A 20,991-nucleotide genomic window follows, 5' to 3' on the forward strand; every position below is an offset into this window, starting at 1 on the left:
AGGCAATCAAACTCCTTGCGAAAGAAGACTTCTACAAGGTTAAGAAAGCGTATTTGCTCTTTTCCTATTGATCTAAGTCAAAAGTATAGTCAAGGAATCTAAAATCAGCGTGTGAATAAAAAATGGAACTTACGTACTAAATCGTAAAAGTGGTGATCTAACTTACGATTTGTTTCGTCAGGAGAATTTTGGTGGTGTTTAAGTGCTCGATGTACTATTCAAAGCTTTTAGCGCTAATAGCGGAGACCGTTTCGGATGCGCTGTAACACCTTAGTGGTTGGAGCCTACGCTGAAGGCTGCGACAGTAAGGGTATAAATGGTTTTGAGGATAGTAGTGTACGTCCGGCAGGTGTCGCGTATCTATAAAGCGACCGAAACAGAGCAAAATAACAGCTTCGGTGTGTCTGTTGCCTTAGATATCTATGGTAAAACGCTTGCTATTGGCACGTATCAAGTCTGCTTAAATGTAGAGGAGAATGAAAGTGATGCGGTCTACTTCTACTAAGAGTTTTTGGATTAGGAGTTGAGTGTTAGTGGGACGATCAAAAGGTGCTAACTTAGTGCTTTCAATTCATGTCAAATATATTTGACGTAGGTGTCAACAAAACTATAATAGTACGAAATACGTACCATTTTACCCTTTTGCAAGGGAAGGGAGTTATAACATGGCGACAACATCATTTGACAAAAGCTTTGCTGTTGAAAATGAACAAGCCTGTACTAAATTTTTAGAGGCTGTTTCAAACCCTCGTACAGTAAATGTTAAGCATAGAGACTTGAAGGCTGAAAGTTCTAAAGGATTAAAATTATTAGCACGACGCTTCTCCCCCTCAGTCAAGTCTTAAAAGAATTCGGCGAAGAATTAGCGCAGGAGCTTATCGCCGATTTTTCATGTACTAAAAATGAAGACGTTCAAAAATTCATTCGTGATATCTCCATTCGATTTGAAAAAGAAGACCGTGGTCGAACTTATTTTATTGTCGATGACGCCTGCATCCTCTTAGCCTACTTTACGCTCACCACTAAAGAAGTCACTCTTTCAGCTGCGGCATCAAAAAGCCAAAAAAAGACACTCAAAGCGAGTAGTGATACGTTAAAAGTGAAAGCGCACCTTATTGGTCAGATAGGGAAAAATGAAAATGTGCGAGACAACCCGATTAACTTAAAGCTTATATTGGAAGAAGCATATTGCATAATAGATCAAGCACGACAGCTCATTGGCGGTCGCGTTATTATTTTGGAATGTGAGAATAAATTAGTTCAATTGTATGAAAAGCACGGGTTTAAGGTTCTTCAGACTTCTCCTGATATAAAGGACAATACTCTTATTACCATGTTTGATGTGATAAAAGCGCAAAATTGAAAATAATTCCGAATAATCAGTTCACTTTCTTTATCTCAGCGTTTCACAGAGCATGAAAGCGAACTGATATCATCCTATCCAAGTGGCAAGCCGCGCATATTTTTCGGCACTTATTCGCCAGCCATTTTATGATGAACAGCCGAAACATACTGACATTGTAGAGAATACTAGGGCATAGTGATATAGGTATAACTATGCGCTATTCGCACCTGGCACCGGACCATTTGTAAGATGCATTGAAGTTTAATCCTATATCGTTTGCCAAGGGGGCGGCATGAAGTATTTCAAAAATACGATTGAGTGAGGGAAAGATAACTGTTTTTTTAAATTGGTTGTAGTTGCGAATTTGTTTGCTTTATCTATGGCTCTGTATTGGATTTACTTAGAGAGTGACTCAGAAAATTTTGAGCCTTATGTCTCAAGTGCAGGTATGCTTGGTGTATTGCTTGGATTATTTTATGTGAATAACAGAATAACTAAACCTTATATCAAAGTGAGCGCTGAGATTGTTATGCTTGCTATAGATATAGAGGAGCCTACCATAGCGATTAATATCTCTATTGCCAATCACTCTACGAACAGATTTTATTTAGATGCTCTGTATTTTGAGTTGGACAATAATACTACTTATAAGCCTTATCGCGACTACATGGGACAGGATATAGGTAAAAATGAAATAGACTCATCAAAAAAACATACATTCTTACTATGTGTTCAGACAGTTGTAGCAGATCTAAATAGTGTGTCTGCTGAGATAAAAAGGATAAAGGTCGTTGATCAACTTGGATACAAGTTCTATTTAAAAGATAGCGACTGCGAGAAGGTTAGAGCTCACATAAAAAAGCCGCTAAATAGCGGCTTTTTTATGTGAGCTCTAAAACTAGCTACGCAAGTTCTAGGCAACGTATACGGTATGACTCTATAAAACTCTTTTAAAATCAAACCTTTATTTGGTGGAGGTGGGGGGGGTCGAACCCCCGTCCGCCAGTCCTCTGCCATCGGCTCTACATGTTTAGTCACTTCTATTTTTTGACCAGGAACCGCCCGAAGGACAGGGTGTTACTGGCGAGCCTGCTTGATCTTATACTCTTATCCCCAGGCAGGGCATCGAGTAGCATCTTGTAATTTATGATACTGCGGAATCTCGGGCTACAAGCAACCTGAGGGCAGCACACTAGCAGGTTATTAAGCTGCTAAAGCGTAGTTTTCGTCGTTTGCGACTATATAATTGATACGAGGGGATTTACGAGATCACGTATCACTCTCGACATGCACCTCAGGGTTCGTGACCAGCGTCGAAACCATGTCACCCCCAAAGTATCGGCAATTCTAACGAAAACAGATCGTTAACGCTAGCAAAACCGTACATAGCGTTTATACGCTGTGTTTCATTAGGCGTTCTTTATCGCGCGCCCAGTCGCGTTCTTTGGCAGTATCACGTTTATCGTGATCTTTTTTACCGGTTACTAGGGCAACTTCACATTTGATTTTGTTGCCTTTCCAGTACAATGCCATGGCCGCACAGGTTTTACCTTTTTGTTCAGTGATCTGAATAATCCGGTCTATCTCGCGGCGGTTGAGTAATAGTTTACGCTGGCGTAGGGGCTCGCATACAACGTGCGTCGAAGCACTTAATAGTGGTGTAATGCGTGCGCCAATCAGCCAAGCTTCGTTTTGATGGATAATGACGTAAGAGTCCACCAATTGCGCTTTGCCTTCACGTAGGCTTTTTACTTCCCAGCCCGATAAGGCCAGACCCGCTTCAAATTTTTGATCAACGAAGTAATCGTGACGGGCGCGTTTGTTCAGCGCGATGGTGCCTGTTGAATTTGATTTCTTTTTCTTTGATTTGCTCATAGGACAAAATTATACGGTCGATAAACGGAAAAAACTAAGCTTTTCTTGAGGTCTGCGGTGTAATGTAAGAAAATTTGTCAAATATTTGAATAATTCATTGTTTAGCAGACTATCTGAATGCTATTCAGTCGTTTAATCAGTGTGTAATCGAGCGAACAGCAGAGCTTAATGTATGACCGAGAGTCGGTGTTTACAAGGTATTTGGTCTAGCCCTTGGATATTTATTTTCGCTGCCAGTGGTGCAGCGATTGGACTGGGTAACGTTTGGAAGTTCCCCTACATGATGGCAGAGAACGGCGGTGCGGCGTTTCTGTTTGTTTATTGTCTATGCCTTTTGTTTGTCGCTTTGCCTATTGTCATTGCCGAAGTTGCGATTGGTCGAACGGTTCGTTCTAACCCAATCGATACGGTGAATGATTTGAGTGAACGCCGTTTGCTTCACCCAGCTTGGGTGTTAGCGCCTTGGTTGGCGGGCATCACTGGCGTGTTGATTATGACCTTTTACAGCGTCATCGCGGGTTGGACATTAGCGTATTTTGAGCGCGCGATAACGGGACTTTTTACGAGCATCGGCCGATTTGAAGCGGATGTTATGTATCAAGACTTGCTTGATTCGCCCGTTGAAATGTTGTTCTGGCATACGCTCTTTATGATGCTTGTGATCTTAACAGTAGGGCAATCGGTCACACGTGGTCTTGCTACCTTGGTAAAGGTATTGCTCCCCGTGTTGATTACGTTCCTCTTTCTGCTGGCTATTTATGCGTTTTCTGTTGGTGATTCCGCAGAAGCGTTGGATTTTATGCTTGTTTGGTCTTGGGGTGATTTTTCCTTTGATATGGTGTTGTCTGCGATTGGTCATGCCTTATTTAGTGTAGGCGTTGGATTGGGGGCGATGTTCTCATACGGCGCGTATATGAATAAGAGAATGTCGATCTCAAGGGCATGCTCGATTGTCGTAGGGCTGGATTTACTGGTTTCGTTGCTTGCCGTGGTTGTGATTTTTCCGTTGGCGTTTGAGTTTAATATCGATGTAGACTCCGGCCCAAGCTTGGCTTTTGTGACGCTGCCGATTGTATTTGGTGCGTTACCCGGTGGTCAGGTTATTGGTGCGTCGTTCTTTATCTTGTTGGCAATAGCGGCCTTGACGTCCGCCATTGCAATGATGGAGCTGTTTGTATCGTGGCTTCACGAAAAGTTTTATATTGGTCGATTAAAAGCTGCCAGTATGTTGGGCGCGTTTATTTGGCTTGTTGGCATCGCCATTCTTCTGTCGTTTAATCACTGGGATGCGAAGTTACTGTTTAATAAAAACCTGTTTGAATTGATGGATGCGTTGACGTCCTTTATCTTGTTGCCGCTTGTCGCTACGTTGATTGCCGTTATGGTGGGATGGTTTGTACCGGAGAAAATGCTCCGAAGAGAAATGATCACACAAGCGCCACAGCATTTTGATTGGTGGTATAAGATATTGAAGTTCGTCAGTATTCCACTGATCGGCCTCATCACTGTGGCTGGATGGATAGGAGTATAATTTGAGTCGTATAGAGCGTTTTGCTCATGTTAACTACAGTCAAAAACAGATGTTTGACTTAGTGAATGATATAGATCATTACCCTGCGTTTTTACCTGGATGTTTAAGTGCGAAAGTACTGTCGCAGAACGATACTGAAATAGTGGCGTCGCTAGAGGTGGGTAAGGGGCCTGTTAAACAGGCGTTCACGACGAAGAACTTATTGTCTCAAGCGGATGGAATCGAGATGACGCTTGTCAGCGGCCCTTTTAAAAAGCTGCATGGCATTTGGAAGTTTCAAGCATTGAGTGAGACAACGTGTAAGATATCTTTGAGTATCGATTTCGAGTTAAGTGGCATGCTTAAGTTTGCATTCGGTGGGGTATTTAGTCAGGTAGCCAACACCATGGTTGAGGCGTTCAGTCAAAGAGCGAAGGTTGTTTACGGTGAGTAAAATGCATGTTGAGGTGGCGTACGCGTTACCTGATAAACAAAAGATAGTCGCGTTGGACGTTGAGGAAGGCTGCACGGTGAAAGAAGCGGTGCTGAAGTCGAATATTGACGCATTTTTTCCAGGGTTGGACTTAGAAAACGCGAAAGTTGGTATTTTTGGTAAGGCGGTTCGTAAGCCCGAAGAGCAGGCATTAAAGCCTGGTGAGCGTGTTGAGATCTACAGAGAGTTAAAAGTGGACCCAAAACAGGCTAGAGCAAACCGAGCCGCTAAAACAGCAAAGTAAGGCGTTGCACTGCAAACTAAGGAGGCTCATTCGTCGTAGTTTAACGACAAGCCTCCTTTTGTTAACAAAACTAGTCTTGATCGATGTTGATTAACACGCCATCTTTAAAGGTGAGTGTTAATTGTTCAATTGGACTGGTTTTATCCGCTGATGTTGCGTACTTTGATTTAAATAAATAGTGCCACTCGTTGGGAGCGAATGTGTCTCGAACCATCGGAGTGCCAAGAACATAGATGACTTGGCGTTCTGTCATGCCGAGCGCAAGTTGTTCGACTTGCTCTTGCTTAATGATGTTGCCTTGGGTTACAGGAACCTTGTAAGGTTCAGGTAATAGGCTGCAAGCATTAAGTGTAAAAAGAGCGGCCACTAATAATAAAGTTTTCTTCATTGGTATCATCCTAATTGTGATGTGCTAATAATAAAGTAATTATTAACGAGATCGAATAGAGAATTACTCATGAGTACAGAAAATCAAGAGCTTAAGAAAGTGGGTCTTAAAGTAACTTTGCCTCGCGTAAAGATTTTACAGATCCTTGAGAAAGCTGGTGACCATCATATGAGTGCGGATGACGTTTACCGTACCCTTCTCGATCAAGGGGAGGATGTAGGCCTAGCGACCGTGTACCGTGTATTGACTCAGTTCGAAACAGCCGGTCTTGTTGTTCGCCACCATTTTGAAGCGGGTACAGCGGTATTTGAACTTGAAAAGGGTGATCATCACGATCATATGATTTGTTTGGAAACAGGAAAAGTCGTTGAGTTTGTTGACCCTGTAATCGAACAACGTCAAAAAGAGATTGCCGAAGAACACGGCTACGACATCGAAGATCATAACTTAGTGATTTACGTTCGTCCTAAATCAAAATAAACGGTTATTCCGTTATATTTATTCCGATAAAAAAGCGACTCGTTCAAACCGAGTCGCTTTTTTTGTTTCGGTTTATTTAGTCTCTTTTATTTCGTCAACGGCTCTTTTGTTTCGTTAGCGGTTCTAGACGTGAGTTCAAGCCGCGTTTTTTATGCAAGTGGCAGTCGTACGCATTGCTGATGTCGTACCCATTCACAGCAGTGAGTGATTCTATTGTAGGTGCACGTTACCTAGCATTTCTCGTGCGTGTGCAAGGGTTTGCTCTGTTAACTTTATGCCGCCGAGCAATCTTGCGATCTCTTGTGTTCTCTCTTCTTCTTTGAGTGTTTTCACTTGTGAAGAGGTGCTCTCGTCAGCGACTTGTTTGCTGACTTGGAAATGTTGATGCCCTTGAGCGGCTACTTGTGCAAGGTGGGTCACACAAAATACTTGACCGCGCGCGCCAACGGAGCGAAGCATGCGACCAACCACTTCTGCGATACCGCCACTAATTCCGACATCCACTTCATCAAAGACCAATGTAGGGATGGTTGACGTGTGAGCGGTGACGACTTGAATACCGAGGCTAATGCGCGAGAGCTCTCCACCAGAAGCAACTTTGCGCAGAGGCTGAGCGGGCTGACCTGGGTTGGATGCGATCATGTACTCGATTTCTTCAAATCCATTCGCGGTGATTTGGTCCAAAGGCTGACAATCAATAAAGAAACCAGCGTGCGGCATGCCTAGGCCATGGATTTGCTCTTCTACTTTAGACGCGAGTTTGTCTTTTGTTTGAATACGTTTTTCAGTTAGTAAGGTCGCACTGGCGGTGAGTTGCGCGTAGGCCTGTTCTTCTTTTAGTTTTAAGAACTCTAGACTTTCTTCGCCGCCTTGCAGTTTGTTAAGTTCAGATTCGACGTTGTCGCGTAAAATCAGCAGAGCCTCGGGCGATACTTTGTGTTTTCGCGCTGTATCATAGATACGACTCAGTCGTTCTTCCACTTCTAATAGTCTTTGTGGGTTTTGTTCTAATGTATCTTGGTAGTGAGTAAGACTTGAACTTGCTTCTTCAGCTTGGATGAGGGCTTCACTCATCATTTCTAGTGCGCTTTCTAATTCGGGCGTTAAAGGTTGTATGTTACTGGCACTTTGTATGGCGTTGTGAAGCATGGAGCAAACGTTGCCGTCGTCATTTTCTTTGAGAAGGTTGCTGGCGAAGTAGGCTTGCTGCTGCGCTTCTGCGATATTAGAGAGAAAGGCTTGCTCTTGTTCGAGCTCTTCTATTTCTTTATGTCTTAGGTCAAGTTGGGCTAGTTCTTCTAGCTGGTAGGACAAAAGCTGAATTTTTGCTTCCTGCTCGGCGCTGACGTTCATCTTTTGGCAAAGTTCATCTTTTAAGGTGCGCCATGCATTAAATTCAGTTCGTACTGTATATGCTAATTCGGTGAGCTGACCGTAAGCGTCGAGTTGCGTTCGTTGTGCGCTTTTCTTTAAAAGTGACTGATGTTCGTGCTGACCATGAATGTCGACAAGATAAGCACTGACTTCTTTTAAATCACTTAATGTACATGGACGGCTGTTTATATAGGCTTTTGATCGACCTTCCTTTGTAATTACTCGACGAAGGATGCAATCTTGCTCTTGATCAAGGTCGTGTTCTTCTAGCCAATTTAAGACTTCAGGATAAAGGCTGATATCAAAGCTTGCACTGATGTCGGCTTTTTTCTCGCCATGTCGGACAACGCCCGCATCGGTTCGGCCTCCTAAGCAAAGCGAAAGCGCGTCAACCATAATAGATTTGCCGGCACCGGTTTCACCTGAAATGACGGTCATGCCTTTCTTTAATTCCAACTCTAGTGATTCGACAATGGCAAAGTTAGATATCGCGATACTGGTCAACATGCTGCGCTCCAGAAGTTTAAATAAACATATGGTTATTTATACAGTATTTGTTCGTTTTTTGACAAGTGCTAGTTAAAAACTTTTATTCAATCGGCGTGATCGGGAAAATCGTATAAAAAAGCCGCAAATTTAATGAGGGAATGGTGTTGAAAGGCAATTTTGCGTCCCCATATACATCGCACAGATGGTAATTACGTTCTGTTATTTGGAGTGAAAGAATGAGTGATCAGCAAAAAAATTCAAACCTAGAAGATGAATTGCAAGCAGAAGAGTTGCAACAAGAAGGTGCTCAAGTAGAAGAATTACTTGAGCCAGAAGTAGAGATCGTAGAAGACGACGAGCTGGCAAAAGCGAAAGAAGAAGCGCTTCAATATAAAGAAGCGGCACTTCGTGCACAAGCTGATGCTCAAAATATTCGCCGTCGTGCTGAACTTGATGTTGAAAAAGCGCATAAGTTTGCCCTAGAAAAATTTGCGAAAGACATCGTAAAAGTGGCGGACAATTTAGAGCGTGCTTTGACATCGACTGAACAAACTTCCGATGCGGATTCCGTTCGTGAAGGGGTTGAGCTAACGCTTAAAGATTTGATTGAAACACTTGCTCGTTTTGATATTGCGCAAGTTGACCCTCATGGCGAACCATTCAATCCTGAATTGCATCAAGCTATGACTATGGTTCCAAACCCTGAGATGGAACCGAATACTGTCATGGACGTTGTTCAGAAAGGTTACACGTTAAACGGTCGATTAATGCGTCCTGCGATGGTTGTTGTGAGCTCTGCGGCCTAGTAAAGGCGGCAATATAGCGAGAAAACCGAAAACGCGTCAAAAAATTGACGGTTTGAGGTTGAAATGCTCGGAAGAGCACCCAAATACAGAATTAACAACGAAATAAAGAATTCTACTGGAGAGTATTACAATGGGTAAAATCATTGGTATTGACTTAGGTACAACGAACTCATGTGTTGCTGTACTAGATGGCGAAAAATCACGCGTAATTGAAAATGCTGAGGGTGATCGCACCACTCCTTCAATTGTTGCTTTTACAGACGACGGCGAAACACTAGTTGGTCAGTCTGCTAAGCGTCAGGCGGTAACGAACCCAACAAATACTTTGTTCGCCGTTAAGCGTTTGATTGGTCGTCGCTTTGAAGACAAAGTTGTACAAAAAGACATCTCAATGGTGCCTTACAAAATCATCGCGGCTGACAATGGCGATGCTTGGGTAGAAGCAAAAGGCGATAAGAAAGCGCCACCACAAGTATCTGCTGAAGTTCTTAAGAAAATGAAGAAAACAGCGGAAGACTACCTAGGCGAAGCAGTAACAGAAGCGGTTATTACCGTTCCTGCTTACTTCAATGACTCTCAGCGTCAAGCAACAAAAGATGCAGGTAAAATTGCAGGTCTTGATGTTAAACGTATCATCAACGAGCCAACAGCAGCAGCGCTAGCGTACGGTCTAGACAAGGCGACTGGCGATTCTACGGTTGCAGTATATGACCTTGGTGGTGGTACATTCGATATCTCTATCATCGAAATCGCTGATGTAGATGGCGAGAAGCAATTCGAAGTACTTTCTACAAACGGTGATACATTCCTAGGTGGTGAAGACTTCGATATGCGTGTTATCGAGTTCTTGGCTGCTGAATTTAAGAAAGACACTGGCATCGATCTTCACAACGATCCTTTGGCGCTACAGCGTTTGAAAGAAGCGGGTGAAAAAGCCAAAGTTGAGCTTTCTTCTTCTAGCCAAACTGAAGTAAACCTGCCTTACATCACAGCAGATGCAACAGGTCCTAAGCACCTTAACGTTAAGTTGACTCGCTCTAAACTTGAATCTTTGGTTGAAGATCTAGTTGTTAACTCTCTTGAGCCTTGTCGTCTAGCGATCAAAGACGCTGATATCGATCCTTCTGACATCGATGAAGTTATCCTTGTTGGTGGTCAGACTCGTATGCCTCTTGTTCAAGAGAAAGTATCTGAGTTCTTTGGTAAAGCGCCTCGTAAAGACGTTAACCCTGATGAAGCCGTTGCAATGGGTGCTTCTATTCAAGGTGCGGTACTTGCAGGTGATGTAAAAGACGTTCTTCTTCTTGACGTAACGCCTCTTACTCTTGGTATCGAAACAATGGGTGGTGTTATGACTGCTCTGATCGAAAAGAACACTACGATTCCTACTAAGAAATCTCAGGTCTTTTCAACAGCTGAAGACAACCAAAATGCAGTAACGATCCATGTACTTCAAGGTGAGCGTAAGCAAGCGGGTCAAAACAAGTCTCTAGGACGTTTTGATTTGGCTGATATCCCACCGGCTCCTCGTGGTATTCCACAAGTTGAAGTAAGCTTTGACATCGATGCGAACGGTATCTTGAGCGTATCTGCGAAAGACAAAGCAACAAATAAAGAACAGTCTATCGTCATTAAAGCGTCTTCTGGCCTAAGTGATGATGAAGTTGAACAAATGGTACGTGATGCTGAAGCCAATGCTGAGGAAGATCGTAAGTTCGAAGAGCTTGTTCAGGTTCGTAACACGGCTGATGGCATGATCCACGCAACGCGTAAGACGTTGGATGAGGCTGGTGATAAAGCGACTGCTGAAGAGAAAGAAGCAATCGAAACGGCAATCAAAGATCTTGAAGCGGCGCTTGAGTCTAACGACAAAGAAGCGATTGAAGAGAAAACCAATGCGCTTACTCAAGCATCTGGTTCTTTGGCTCAGAAGATGTACGAACAAGCACAAGCATCTGAAGCAGCAGGCGCTGGCGAAGAAGCGGGTGCTGAACAGGCTTCTCAGCCACAAGACGATGCGGTAGACGCAGAGTTTGAAGAAGTTAAAGACGACAAAAAATAAGCCGTAATGGCAACTTTTAATCGTCGTCCATGAAGGACAATGGCAAAACACGGACGTTCCGTGTTTTGCTGTCTTTAGGATTGGTGAAGGGAAGTGTAAATAAGTCCTATGATTTGAGAGAACCATAGACGGTTTATTTATGCTCTCTCTGCTCTCACTCGAAAGGTGCAGGAATCCTCGTAATGAGTAAACGTGATTATTATGAAGTGCTTGGTGTCAGTCGTGATGCTGACAAAAAAGCGATAAAAAAAGCGTATCGTTCGCTTGCTAACAAGTACCACCCGGATAAAAATCCAGACAACGAAGAAGCGCTGGAAAAGTTCAAAGAAATTGCTGAAGCCTATGAGGTTTTATCAACAGAAGAGAAGCGTGAGGCCTATGATCGATTTGGTCATGAAGGTGTAAATGGTCAGGCAGGCGCAGGCGGCTTCGGCGGCGCTGGTGCCGGTGGCTTTAGTGATATCTTCGGTGATGTTTTTGGCGATATTTTCGGTGGTGCAGGCGGAGGTGGTGGCCAACAAAGCCGTACTCGTCGTGGTTCAGATTTACGCTACACCCTTGAGCTTGATTTAGAGCAAGCAGTTTGGGGATGTGAAGAAAAAATCCGTATCCCTACCTTGGTAGACTGTGAAGTTTGTGAAGGGTCTGGGGCAAAACCAGGCACGAAACCGACGACTTGTCCTACCTGTAATGGTGCGGGTCAAGTGCGTATGTCTCAGGGTTTTTTCTCTGTTCAGCAAACGTGTCCCCAGTGTCATGGTCAAGGGCAAATTATTTCTGATCCTTGTAACTCCTGTCACGGCCAAGGTCGTAAGCAAGAATACAAAACTCTTAATGTTAAGATCCCAGCGGGCGTTGATACTGGTGATCGTATTCGACTTTCTGGTGAAGGTGAGGCGGGAACATTTGGTGGCCCAGCGGGCGACTTGTTTGTTCAGGTGTCTGTTAAACCTCACAGTATATTTGAGCGTGATGGTTCAAACCTATACTGCGAAGTGCCAATTAGCTTCACGACAGCGGCATTAGGCGGCGAAATTGACGTTCCAACATTAGATGGTCGCGTACGTTTGAAAGTAACCAGTGAATGTCAAACAGGAAAACTGTTCCGCTTGCGTAATAAAGGTGTGAAACCTGTTCGCGGTGGCCCTGTTGGTGATCTGATTTGTAAGGTTGTGGTTGAAACACCAGTCAATCTCACAGATCGACAAAAAGAGCTTTTGAAAGAATTTGCTGAAACAATGGGCGAAGAGAGTGAACACTCTCCTAAGCAAAAGACTTGGTTTGATGGTGTGAAAAAGTTTTTTGATGAGATTAAGAAGTAACATCGATTAGCTGGTTATAAATAAAAGAAGTCCTAAAAAATAGGAGCTTAGGCTCCTATTTTTTATGTATCGCTTTGGCTTTATGAGCATCTCTTTTGCGGTTTATTGCTTTGCGCTTTTTCTGTCCAGAACCGATTCAATGTAATACTGCAAAAGGTTCGCTGCATTTGTGAAACTATTGTTGTTGGGTATCACGAAGTCGGCTTTACTGCGAATTTCTAATGTTTTTAAAGACGCTTGACGAACGTGGCGCATGTAACGGCTTGTAACCTCGTTCACATTTCGTCCTCGTTCGGCAATATCTCGCTTTAAACGGCGAACAATAGCAATGTCCATATCAGTATCAACAAAGAGCAGGTAGTCAACGGCATCACGAATCGCAGGGTCTTGAAACATCATATGTCCCTCAACCAAAACAACATGGGTTGGGTCCAGGTTGCGATAGCCCGTACGCTTATGTTGAGAATGGTCGTAGACAGGGATCTCATTAGGCTGCTGGCGGTTCTTACAGTTGTGGATAGCGAGCTTGATGCTTTCGACGTCTAGTGAGCTTAAGTCGTCGAAGTTGTAGACATCTGGGTCGATGCTGCCGCAGCCATTGTAGAAGCTATCCTGACAGAGAACCGTGATTCGTTCTTCATGGCCTTCTGCAAGAAGTGAACACAAGCGACTTTTACCGCTTCCCGAAATACCTGTTACGCCAATTACAAGCGCCATGAAATACCTCAACAAATAGAATACAGAACATAACCTTTATAGGTTGTATACTATATCAAATTATTTCATTTTTCGCTTTCTGACTTTATAGTCAGCTTTGGTTTTTTTGTCTGAAGCGATATCTACTTTTTATTGCAAAATATTCTCGATAGTTGGATTTATGAGTATGCGTTTTTCGTCAATTTTATATTGCGCCCTTGTTATGTTTGGCGCCTTTGCTTCTTTACCTTCGTTCAGTGCGACAGAAGATGCTCAAGAGGCAGAGACTGAGGACGTCGCGCCGCCGTTGCAGACGAAAGCTGAGTTATTTGGTCTGGAGGTAAATGATCTTAGCCAATCGGCATTTGAGGCACACCTACAGAAAATGGGGTTGCAGCCGTATCCTTCTTACCGAGATGGTGTTGCAACGTACAGCTTAGGGCCAGAAGGTATTTTGGGTATCCGTGAGCTGACGGTTCTTTTTAATCAGTACAAGTACATAAAAAAGGCGACTCTTTCAGGGGTAGTAGAAAGCCCTAAAAAACGAGCATCGCTCGGAAAATTGCTGGAAGGCAAGTATGGCCCACCAAGTGTCGGCTTTGTTCGCGATGGCTATGGCCGTGCAAAATGGTTTTTTAATGATGGTACGGTAATAGAGTTTCATAACACGACGTTTGATGTGTCTGTGAGCTATGTGGACGAAGTGCCGAAAATACAGTCTGAGTCTGGCAAAATTGATGTTGAGTCTCTTCTTCGGAAGTAGCTCCTTTCTGTTAGGTGAAGATAAATGGACGTGTTGTTTGAGTTGAATTCCTCGCTGGCTCGTTTCATGCAGCCACATTTGAATAATATTGCATTGGCCTTTGTGGCGACTTGCTTAGTGATCTATGGGGACAAAATAAATCGTGCATTAAAAAAAGCGGTTTCATCGTGGATGTTTGTGGCACGAGTCACGGCATTCATACTGATGTGTACGTTCGGTTATGGATTGCTGACGATTTGGGTTCAGCCCTTCGTCTTTTGGTCTTTAACGCATATCGATGTGACTTACAGGCCGCTTATTATCATAGCCTCTTTTGTCATTTTAGGTGTGTTAGCGGAGCGAAAACGCTATTTATGACGTTGTTTATAAAAAAATACATGAAATTTTTTACCTTAACTTGTTTGTTAGTTACGAAATAATTGCAAAATAGTGACATTTATTGCGCTATATCATTTTCTTATGTTGTAAACTTTCGACAACTTCACTTTTATTTTGTTCTTTTCGCAAAATAACCCTCTAAATAGCGGATTTTTAACGTATTTTGTAGCCTTGTTACAATTTGTCTTTCTCTAATTTCGAATATAAACTGCACCCCATATCGCATCAAAACAGTCTGTTTTCGGGGGCAGGAAATGACAGATACTTGGTTACAAACTCTTTCTCAAGTTGAATCTTTGATTCCACTATTGGGTAAATTAGGTCGTGAACAATCTCTAAAAGTTCAGTTGGCAGGTCAAACTCTAATGTCTGATTCAGTGACTGGGTTGATGGAGCTGTTTGATCGTTATCCAGGTGTTGATTTGGAGCGAGTGAAGCAAGTTTTGACTGACGCTCAGGAAAAAGGCTTGGGTAATGGCGTTTTAGAATTAGAAGAAGCGCTTGCAGATGCTCAAATTTCTGAAGGTCTTCTTACTGCAACAGGTGATGAAACACCGGTTGTTCTTTACGGTTTCGGACGTATTGGTCGTCTACTCGCACGTCGCATTTGCGCTTTGGGTCACACGACGCCAGGTATGAAGTTGGCAGCGATTGTTGTTCGTCGCGCTAGTGACAAAGATCTAGAAAAACGCGCTAGCCTACTTAAATACGATTCTGTTCACGGTACTTACGATGGCGTCGTTAAAGCAGACGTTGAAAATGAGCAACTTATTGTCAACGGTAATCCAATTAAAGTGATTTATGCGTCTGATCCAGCAGAAGTAGATTACGTTGCTGAAGGCATCGAAGGTGCTTTGTTGGTTGATAATACAGGCCGCTGGCGTGATCACGATGGACTGAGTGTTCATCTTTCTCGTCCTGGTATTGAGCGTGTTGTATTAACCGCGCCAGGCAAGCAAATGAAAAACATTGTATTTGGTGTTAATGACTCTGATATTGAAGCCGAGGATCAAATCCTATCTGCTGCTTCATGTACAACCAATGCAATTACGCCGATTTTGTCTGTATTGGAAGAAAAATACGGAATTGAATCCGGTCATGTTGAAACTGTTCATGCTTACACAAATGATCAAAACCTAATTGATAACGTTCATAAAGGTGATCGTCGTGGGCGTGCAGCGGCAATGAATATGGTGATGACAGAAACGGGTGCTGCAAAAGCTGTTTCTAAAGCGATCCCTTCTTTAGAAGGTAAGCTAAGTGGCAGTGCGATTCGTGTCCCTGTTATCAACGTGTCTATCGCAGTATTGAGCCTAAACCTGAAAGCTGGAACATCTGTAGAAGAAATTAATGCTTTGCTTAAAGCGTCTTCAGAAAGTGCAGCATTAACAGGTCAAATTGGCTACAGCGATGCCGCAGACGCAGTAAGTTCTGATTTCATTGGTAGTGAGCAAGCAGGTGTGTTGGATTCACTATCTACTAAAGTTCGTGGTAATCAAGCTACTCTATATGTTTGGTATGACAATGAGTATGGCTACAGCTGCCAAGTTGTTCGCTTAATGGAGAAACTGACACAGTCAGTCTCTATCGGCGGACAGGTAGTTGAAGAGCGTGCAGCTTAATGACCGGAGCACAGTTAAGTAAAATTGGTGATTAAGCTCTGGTTTAGTCATCAATATTCTTAAGCATGTGTGTTACTTAGGCGACCTTTTGGTCGCCTTTTTTTGCTCTTAAATAATCGGCATAAAAAAAGCTGGGTAGAGAAACTCTAGCCAGCTATAAGAAAGTAACTTGCAGTTGTTTATAGTCGCACCTGTGGGTGTGCTTCTATAAATAAAATAGTCTAGTGCTTCTGTGGGGTCGCTCTAAACTAAGTTGCTATAACAATTAGGGTGATATAGCGAGCTCTCGATACCGAGAACATAGCGCCTATTCTAGTGAGATTTCGTAACTTCACAAACGATTAAAATTGCCATTTTGCATTAATTCAGCTAATGCTAAAATCCCAACTTACGATTAGTCTTTGATAAGAGAGTTTGCTTTTGAAGTCGTTACCCTTGGGCAATTTAGGTACGTTTGCTATTGCAGCGAAACATTTAAGCTTTACGAAAGCTGCGCAGGAAGTGCATTTGACGCAGGGGGCGGTGAGCCAGCAAATTCGACTCCTTGAAGAAAAGCTGGGTTTTGAGTTGTTTATTCGCCATCATCGACGTTTAGAGTTAACCTCCGCCGGTGCTCGTCTTGCTATGCAGTTAGATCATAGCTTTACGGAATTAAAGGGCCTGATTAAGGCGCTTAAGGATGAGCAAAATTCCGATATCCTAACTTTGTCTGTGATGCCTTCATTTGCAACGAAGTGGTTAATCCCTCGACTGGGACGATTGCGTGACATGTATCCTGATTTACAGTTGCGCATTCAAGCCAATGACGGTGAGGTTAATTTCCAGCAAGATCGGATTGATGTCGCCATCGTTCACAGTCTTGTGAATACAGGGGATTGTCAGGCAACGCCTCTTTTAAAGGACGATGTTTTTCCAGTTTGCAGTCCCGCGTTTTTGCATAACAACCAGTTAGAGTCACCAAGCGATTTAGCTACCGTTCCATTATTAAACGACGATTCTGAATGGCGCTTTTTCAGTCCTTATGCCGAGTGGGATAGCTGGCTTTCGATGATGAAGGTTAAAGGTGTTGTTGCTTCAAGGGGCATTAGTTTTAATCGGGGAGACTTAGCAGTACAAGCTGCTATTGCAGGGCAGGGCGTTGCACTTGGACGTACTCCCTTAGTCATGGATGATATTAAAGAAGGGCGCTTGGTGTGTCCGTTTAATGAGAAGCTCGACGCAGGCAATGCTTACTTATTTGTGTGCCCCGAGGTTAATATGAAAAGGGAGTCGATAAGATCTCTTTTACGTTGGCTGGTGAGCGAGTGTTATTTTTATGATCCAGAAGCAAGCTTAACCACTCCAGAAAGCGTTGCTACTTAAAGCTCCCGCTGTTTAATTTTTCAGTCTTATGTTTTTGTGCCGTATTTTTTGGTTATAAGGTACTTAACTCTTGAGTCCTACTGTTTCTTTAGAGCTGTTCATAAAGTAGTTTGGCTGAAATTGCTAAGCACATAAAGATGACCATCGGGCGAATGATGGTGGTGCCTTTGCTTAGGACAATACGAGAGCCGACTTGCGCACCAAGCCATTGCCCTAATGCCATGATAAGACCCAAACCCCAGATGATGTGGCCTGTTATGGAGAATATCGCGAGTGAGGAGACGTTGCTGGTTGCGTTGAGCACTTTCGTGTGTGCCGTGGCTGAGATCAGTGTGGCGCCCATAAAACATAAATAGGCCGTTGAGAAAAAAGCGCCAGTGCCAGGGCCGATTAAACCATCGTAAAAACCAATGCCTGTCCCGACCATTAACGCAAACTGGCCGCTGTTTAGAGAGACTTTTGAAGCGATGACAGGTTGAACTTTAGGTAGCCAGTAAAAGAAGGCCGCGACGGCAATGAGTATGATGGGGATTAATTTGATTAGCACGCCGCTGTCTAAATAGGAGACGAGCAATGTGCCAGCGATACTACCGATAGCCGTCATGGTGATCGCAAACCACATTGTGTTGATGTCGACCTGACGAGTTTTAATAAAATGATAGGAAGCAGACAAGGTCCCTGCGCACCCTTGGAGTTTATTTGTGGCGAGTGCTTCTGCGGGAGATAAGCCCGCAGCAAGTAAAACAGGGACGGTAATAAGCCCACCGCCACCTGCAATAGTATCAACAATGCCTGCTAGAAACGCCGTGAGGAACAGTCCTAAATAGAGCCAAATTGACCACTCCGCGAATAAGCCTTCCATGTTTCCCCTTTTCTAAAACCGTGTCTTTCTCTGTTCACGAGTGCGCGTTGACTTGTATCGTGAATGAAGATCAATAAACGATTTTATCAGGATTCATCTGTGATTTCTCGTCGAGAGTGTCCGTCAATGGGTTGTGTGTGATCGCTATTCCGCTTGCTCTAATTGCTCTAACGAATCCGACTCTGTACTGGCTTTTGGAAAGTAAGTATCGATATAGGCATCAATAAACAGGGTGAGAGACGCCACTTGTTCTGGATTGAACTCTAGGCCTAACTTGGTTCTTCTCCAAAGAATATCTTCAGTCGATCGAGCCCATTCGTGCTGTATAAGGTACGTCACTTCTGCTTCATACAAGTCTGATCCGAATAATGTCCCTAAGTCTGCCTGACTGCTGATACCTTTGAGCATGGTGTGTGTGAGCGACCCATAGGATGCAACAAAACGCTTTGCCATATGCGCGGTTAGGAAAGGGTACTGTTTTTGTAATGAGACGATATAAGCGTCATGGCCATCGGTAAAGTCTCCTCCTGGCAAAGGCTTTCGATCTGTCCATGCTTCTTTCATATCTTTGAAGTAAGGGGACAAATCATCTAATGCTGAGAGTGCTAACTTGCGATAGGTTGTTATCTTGCCACCAAAAACACTCAATAACGGAGCTTTGCCATCTTCATCTTCTGTGTAGAGGGTGTAGTCTCTAGTGACAGCGGACGGGTCATCAGACTCATCCTGTAGAAGAGGGCGTACGCCGGAATAGCTCCAAATCACGTCTTCTTGGGTCAATTGTTGTTTAAAGTGTTGATTGGCAACGTCAAGGATGTAGTTGGTTTCCTCTTCAGAAATAGTGACGGCTTTTGGATCGCCTTTGTACTCTACATCTGTCGTGCCGACTAATGTGTAGTTTTCTCTGTACGGGATGGCGAACACGATGCGCTTGTCCGCATTTTGCATGATAAAGGCGTTTGTTTGATTGTATAGGCGCGGAACAACAATATGGCTACCTTTAATCATTCGTATGCCATAGGGCGCTTTCCGTTGAACCTTGGATTCGATAAAGGAAGATACCCATGGCCCGGCTGCATTGACAAGAGCATCTGCCGTCACAGTACGTGTTTCGCCTGATCGTTGGTCTTTTAGATCTATATGCCAAATGCCATTTTTTCGGACAGCATGGGAGCACTCTGTTCGTACGTTAATTTCAGCCCCGTTTTCCTGAGCGCTTTTAGCGTTTATAACGACTAAGCGAGCATCGTCAACCCAGCAATCTGAGTACTCAAACCCTTGTTTTATGTCGGCTTTTAGTGGACTGGACTGATCGTATTTTACGCTTTTTGAGCCAGCTAATTGCTCACGTTTTCCAAGGTGATCATATAAAAATAGCCCTAGACGAATTAGCCAAGCGGGTCTTAAGTGGGGGCGATGAGGCATTTGGAAGCGCATTGGTGTGACAAGATGCGGCGCTACTTTAAGGAGTGTTTCGCGTTCGCTTAAGGCTTCTTTTACCAAACGAAACTCGTAATGTTCTAAATAGCGTAATCCGCCATGAATTAACTTGCTGCTTGCAGAGGAGGTGGCGCTGGCAAGATCGCGCATTTCACATAAACCGACAGATAGGCCGCGTCCTGCGGCATCTGCTGCAATGCCTGTGCCGTTAATTCCGCCGCCAATCACAAAGAGATTGAAATGTGTTTTTTGCATATCTTGCCTCGTTATTCAAATAAAACGAATATAAACGAACATTTATTTGATCGAAATCGAACATTCTGAGGTGATAGTATTCTTTTATACTGTTTTAATCAATATGAAATTGAATAAAAAATAGACGGTTTTTGGCTGTTAGCGGTTAGAAATAAGCCAAGGTTTCGTTGAGGGCGTTGTCGAGATAGCATTGTGATGACTGTTGCTGGTACGTGCGGGTTCTGAAGGAAGGCAATGCAATTATTATCGCGGGGATTACCTTCGGTGGCGGTGCGGTATCGGTAATCCCTGTAAGGTGTTAGATCGTTTTCGCCTAGTCACAGATTTCGAGTGCTACCTTGTACCCTTTCATTAAAGACAGTGTCTCTTCTGGCGGCGCTATATCGGTAAATAAGGTGTCGACCTGTCCTAAGTGACCGAGTCTTACCACGGCATGGCGGCCAAATTTAGCGTTATCGGCGGCTAAGAATACGTTTCTTGAATTGGCGATAATGGTCTGTGCGACACGAACTTCCTGATAGTCGAAGTCGAGAAGAGAGCCGTCATTGGGATCAATGGCACTGATGCCGATGATGCCAAAGTCGACGCGGAACTGGTTTATAAAGTCGATGGTCGCTTCCCCCATGACGCCTCCATCACGGGAACGCACGGTGCCGCCAGCAACAATGACTGTGAAGTCGGGTTTGGCGCTTAGAATGGTGGCGACATTTAAGTTGTTGGTTATTATTTGAAGCCCTTCGTGGTTTAACAGTGCTTTAGCAACCGCTTCGGTCGTGGTTCCAATGTTGATAAACAACGATGCGTTGTTTGGAATCTCTTTCACAAGGTGTGCGGCGATTCTTTTTTTGGCTTCTTGCTGAAGTGCTTGTCTTGTTGAGTAAGCGACATTGGTTGTGCTTGAGTCGTAACTTGCACCACCATGATGGCGTCGTATTTGATGTGAGTCGACCAACGCATTTATATCGCGACGAATCGTTTGTGGTGTTACTGCAAATATCTGAGCCAGTTCATCTACAGAAAGGTAGCCCTTCTCTTTAACTAGTTTCACTATGCGATCTTGGCGAGTCATCTGGCTCATAGTTAGAACATCCTCACAGACTTAAAAAGCTTGCTAATCTAATCAAAAGTGTACTTTAATGATTTTTTGTTCGAATTCGAACATGAAAAAGTTCGAACTCTCTAAGGCTATTAGAATAACATATTTGCCCACTTTCTTAGTGGCGGA

22 protein-coding genes and 1 other RNA gene are annotated in these 20,991 nt (G+C 43.6%); 15 read left to right on the forward strand and 8 right to left on the reverse strand.

Features of this window, described 5'->3' with window-relative positions; all coding sequences use genetic code 11:
* Positions 1-334: 334 nt before the first annotated feature.
* The 4 genes from MARME_RS22240 (at position 335) to MARME_RS02790 (ending at position 2,234) form a co-directional block, all read left to right on the forward strand.
* The gene (locus tag MARME_RS22240) at positions 335-505 is read left to right on the forward strand and encodes a hypothetical protein (protein WP_013659756.1); all 171 of its coding nucleotides are present in this window, start codon (positions 335-337) and stop codon (positions 503-505) included.
* Between the two features lie 160 nt (positions 506-665).
* The gene (locus MARME_RS02780; protein ID WP_013659757.1) at positions 666-845 is read left to right on the forward strand and encodes a hypothetical protein; all 180 of its coding nucleotides are present in this window, start codon (positions 666-668) and stop codon (positions 843-845) included.
* Between the two features lie 254 nt (positions 846-1,099).
* Positions 1,100-1,363, forward strand: a complete 264-nt coding sequence (locus tag MARME_RS22365; protein ID WP_223295005.1) for an N-acetyltransferase — start codon at positions 1,100-1,102, stop codon at positions 1,361-1,363.
* A 346-nt stretch (positions 1,364-1,709) separates the two neighbouring features.
* Positions 1,710-2,234 (forward strand): hypothetical protein, encoded by a 525-nt coding sequence (locus MARME_RS02790; protein WP_148230992.1) that lies wholly within the window; start codon positions 1,710-1,712, stop codon positions 2,232-2,234.
* 80 nt (positions 2,235-2,314) lie between these two features.
* Here MARME_RS02790 and ssrA read toward each other — a convergent pair.
* Positions 2,315-2,677, reverse strand: a transfer-messenger RNA (tmRNA) gene (gene ssrA / locus MARME_RS21750).
* Positions 2,678-2,737: 60 nt separating this feature from the next.
* On the reverse strand, positions 2,738-3,220 hold the full coding sequence (smpB, locus tag MARME_RS02795) for an SsrA-binding protein SmpB (RefSeq protein WP_013659759.1): 483 nt from the start codon (positions 3,218-3,220) through the stop codon (positions 2,738-2,740).
* Positions 3,221-3,392: 172 nt separating this feature from the next.
* Here smpB and MARME_RS02800 point away from each other — a divergent pair, with 172 nt between their 5' ends.
* From MARME_RS02800 to MARME_RS02810, 3 genes are read left to right on the forward strand one after another with little or no spacing between them, the layout of a single operon-like run.
* Entirely contained in the window at positions 3,393-4,751 is a 1,359-nt protein-coding gene (locus MARME_RS02800) for a sodium-dependent transporter (protein WP_013659760.1), read from the forward strand.
* A gap of 1 nt (position 4,752) precedes the next feature.
* Entirely contained in the window at positions 4,753-5,184 is a 432-nt protein-coding gene (locus MARME_RS02805; protein WP_013659761.1) for a type II toxin-antitoxin system RatA family toxin, read from the forward strand.
* A 1-nt stretch (position 5,185) separates the two neighbouring features.
* Positions 5,186-5,467: an RnfH family protein gene (locus MARME_RS02810; protein WP_041647739.1), complete on the forward strand. Its 282-nt coding sequence runs from the start codon at positions 5,186-5,188 to the stop codon at positions 5,465-5,467.
* Between the two features lie 70 nt (positions 5,468-5,537).
* Here the strand turns inward: MARME_RS02810 and MARME_RS02815 are convergent, their stop codons facing one another.
* Positions 5,538-5,855, reverse strand: coding sequence for an outer membrane protein assembly factor BamE (locus MARME_RS02815; RefSeq protein WP_013659763.1), 318 nt, complete (start codon positions 5,853-5,855; stop codon positions 5,538-5,540).
* 69 nt (positions 5,856-5,924) lie between these two features.
* Between MARME_RS02815 and fur the strand changes: the two genes are divergently transcribed.
* Positions 5,925-6,335, forward strand: a complete 411-nt coding sequence (gene fur / locus MARME_RS02820; protein WP_013659764.1) for a ferric iron uptake transcriptional regulator — start codon at positions 5,925-5,927, stop codon at positions 6,333-6,335.
* A gap of 210 nt (positions 6,336-6,545) precedes the next feature.
* Here the strand turns inward: fur and recN are convergent, their stop codons facing one another.
* The gene (gene recN, locus MARME_RS02825) at positions 6,546-8,216 is read right to left on the reverse strand and encodes a DNA repair protein RecN (RefSeq protein ID WP_013659765.1); all 1,671 of its coding nucleotides are present in this window, start codon (positions 8,214-8,216) and stop codon (positions 6,546-6,548) included.
* Between the two features lie 218 nt (positions 8,217-8,434).
* Between recN and grpE the strand changes: the two genes are divergently transcribed.
* The 3 genes from grpE (at position 8,435) to dnaJ (ending at position 12,388) form a co-directional block, all read left to right on the forward strand.
* Positions 8,435-9,004, forward strand: coding sequence for a nucleotide exchange factor GrpE (gene grpE / locus MARME_RS02830; RefSeq protein WP_013659766.1), 570 nt, complete (start codon positions 8,435-8,437; stop codon positions 9,002-9,004).
* 130 nt (positions 9,005-9,134) lie between these two features.
* Positions 9,135-11,066, forward strand: a complete 1,932-nt coding sequence (gene dnaK, locus MARME_RS02835; protein WP_013659767.1) for a molecular chaperone DnaK — start codon at positions 9,135-9,137, stop codon at positions 11,064-11,066.
* A gap of 182 nt (positions 11,067-11,248) precedes the next feature.
* Entirely contained in the window at positions 11,249-12,388 is a 1,140-nt protein-coding gene (gene dnaJ / locus MARME_RS02840; RefSeq protein ID WP_013659768.1) for a molecular chaperone DnaJ, read from the forward strand.
* A gap of 102 nt (positions 12,389-12,490) precedes the next feature.
* Here dnaJ and MARME_RS02845 read toward each other — a convergent pair whose 3' ends face one another.
* The gene (locus MARME_RS02845; RefSeq protein WP_013659769.1) at positions 12,491-13,105 is read right to left on the reverse strand and encodes a uridine kinase family protein; all 615 of its coding nucleotides are present in this window, start codon (positions 13,103-13,105) and stop codon (positions 12,491-12,493) included.
* A gap of 166 nt (positions 13,106-13,271) precedes the next feature.
* Here MARME_RS02845 and MARME_RS02850 point away from each other — a divergent pair, with 166 nt between their 5' ends.
* The 4 genes from MARME_RS02850 (at position 13,272) to gcvA (ending at position 17,209) form a co-directional block, all read left to right on the forward strand.
* Positions 13,272-13,847, forward strand: a complete 576-nt coding sequence (locus MARME_RS02850; protein ID WP_013659770.1) for a hypothetical protein — start codon at positions 13,272-13,274, stop codon at positions 13,845-13,847.
* Between the two features lie 24 nt (positions 13,848-13,871).
* Positions 13,872-14,204 carry a DUF3392 domain-containing protein gene (locus tag MARME_RS02855; RefSeq protein ID WP_013659771.1) on the forward strand — a complete coding sequence of 111 codons (333 nt, stop codon included), beginning with the start codon at positions 13,872-13,874 and terminating at the stop codon, positions 14,202-14,204.
* Positions 14,205-14,479: 275 nt separating this feature from the next.
* Positions 14,480-15,847, forward strand: a complete 1,368-nt coding sequence (locus MARME_RS02860) for a glyceraldehyde-3-phosphate dehydrogenase (protein ID WP_013659772.1) — start codon at positions 14,480-14,482, stop codon at positions 15,845-15,847.
* Positions 15,848-16,267: 420 nt separating this feature from the next.
* Positions 16,268-17,209, forward strand: coding sequence for a transcriptional regulator GcvA (gene gcvA, locus MARME_RS02865; RefSeq protein WP_013659773.1), 942 nt, complete (start codon positions 16,268-16,270; stop codon positions 17,207-17,209).
* 88 nt (positions 17,210-17,297) lie between these two features.
* Here gcvA and MARME_RS02870 read toward each other — a convergent pair whose 3' ends face one another.
* From MARME_RS02870 to MARME_RS02880, 3 genes are all read right to left on the reverse strand, one after another.
* A complete protein-coding gene (locus tag MARME_RS02870; RefSeq protein ID WP_013659774.1) occupies positions 17,298-18,071 on the reverse strand; it encodes a TSUP family transporter in 774 nt (257 codons plus the stop codon).
* Positions 18,072-18,215: 144 nt separating this feature from the next.
* On the reverse strand, positions 18,216-19,766 hold the full coding sequence (glpD, locus tag MARME_RS02875; RefSeq protein WP_013659775.1) for a glycerol-3-phosphate dehydrogenase: 1,551 nt from the start codon (positions 19,764-19,766) through the stop codon (positions 18,216-18,218).
* A gap of 313 nt (positions 19,767-20,079) precedes the next feature.
* On the reverse strand, positions 20,080-20,844 hold the full coding sequence (locus MARME_RS02880) for a DeoR/GlpR family transcriptional regulator (protein ID WP_013659776.1): 765 nt from the start codon (positions 20,842-20,844) through the stop codon (positions 20,080-20,082).
* Between the last annotated feature and the right edge of the window lie 147 nt (positions 20,845-20,991).

This window comes from Marinomonas mediterranea MMB-1 (assembly GCF_000192865.1).
Classification (GTDB): Bacteria; Pseudomonadota; Gammaproteobacteria; order Pseudomonadales; family Marinomonadaceae; genus Marinomonas; species Marinomonas mediterranea.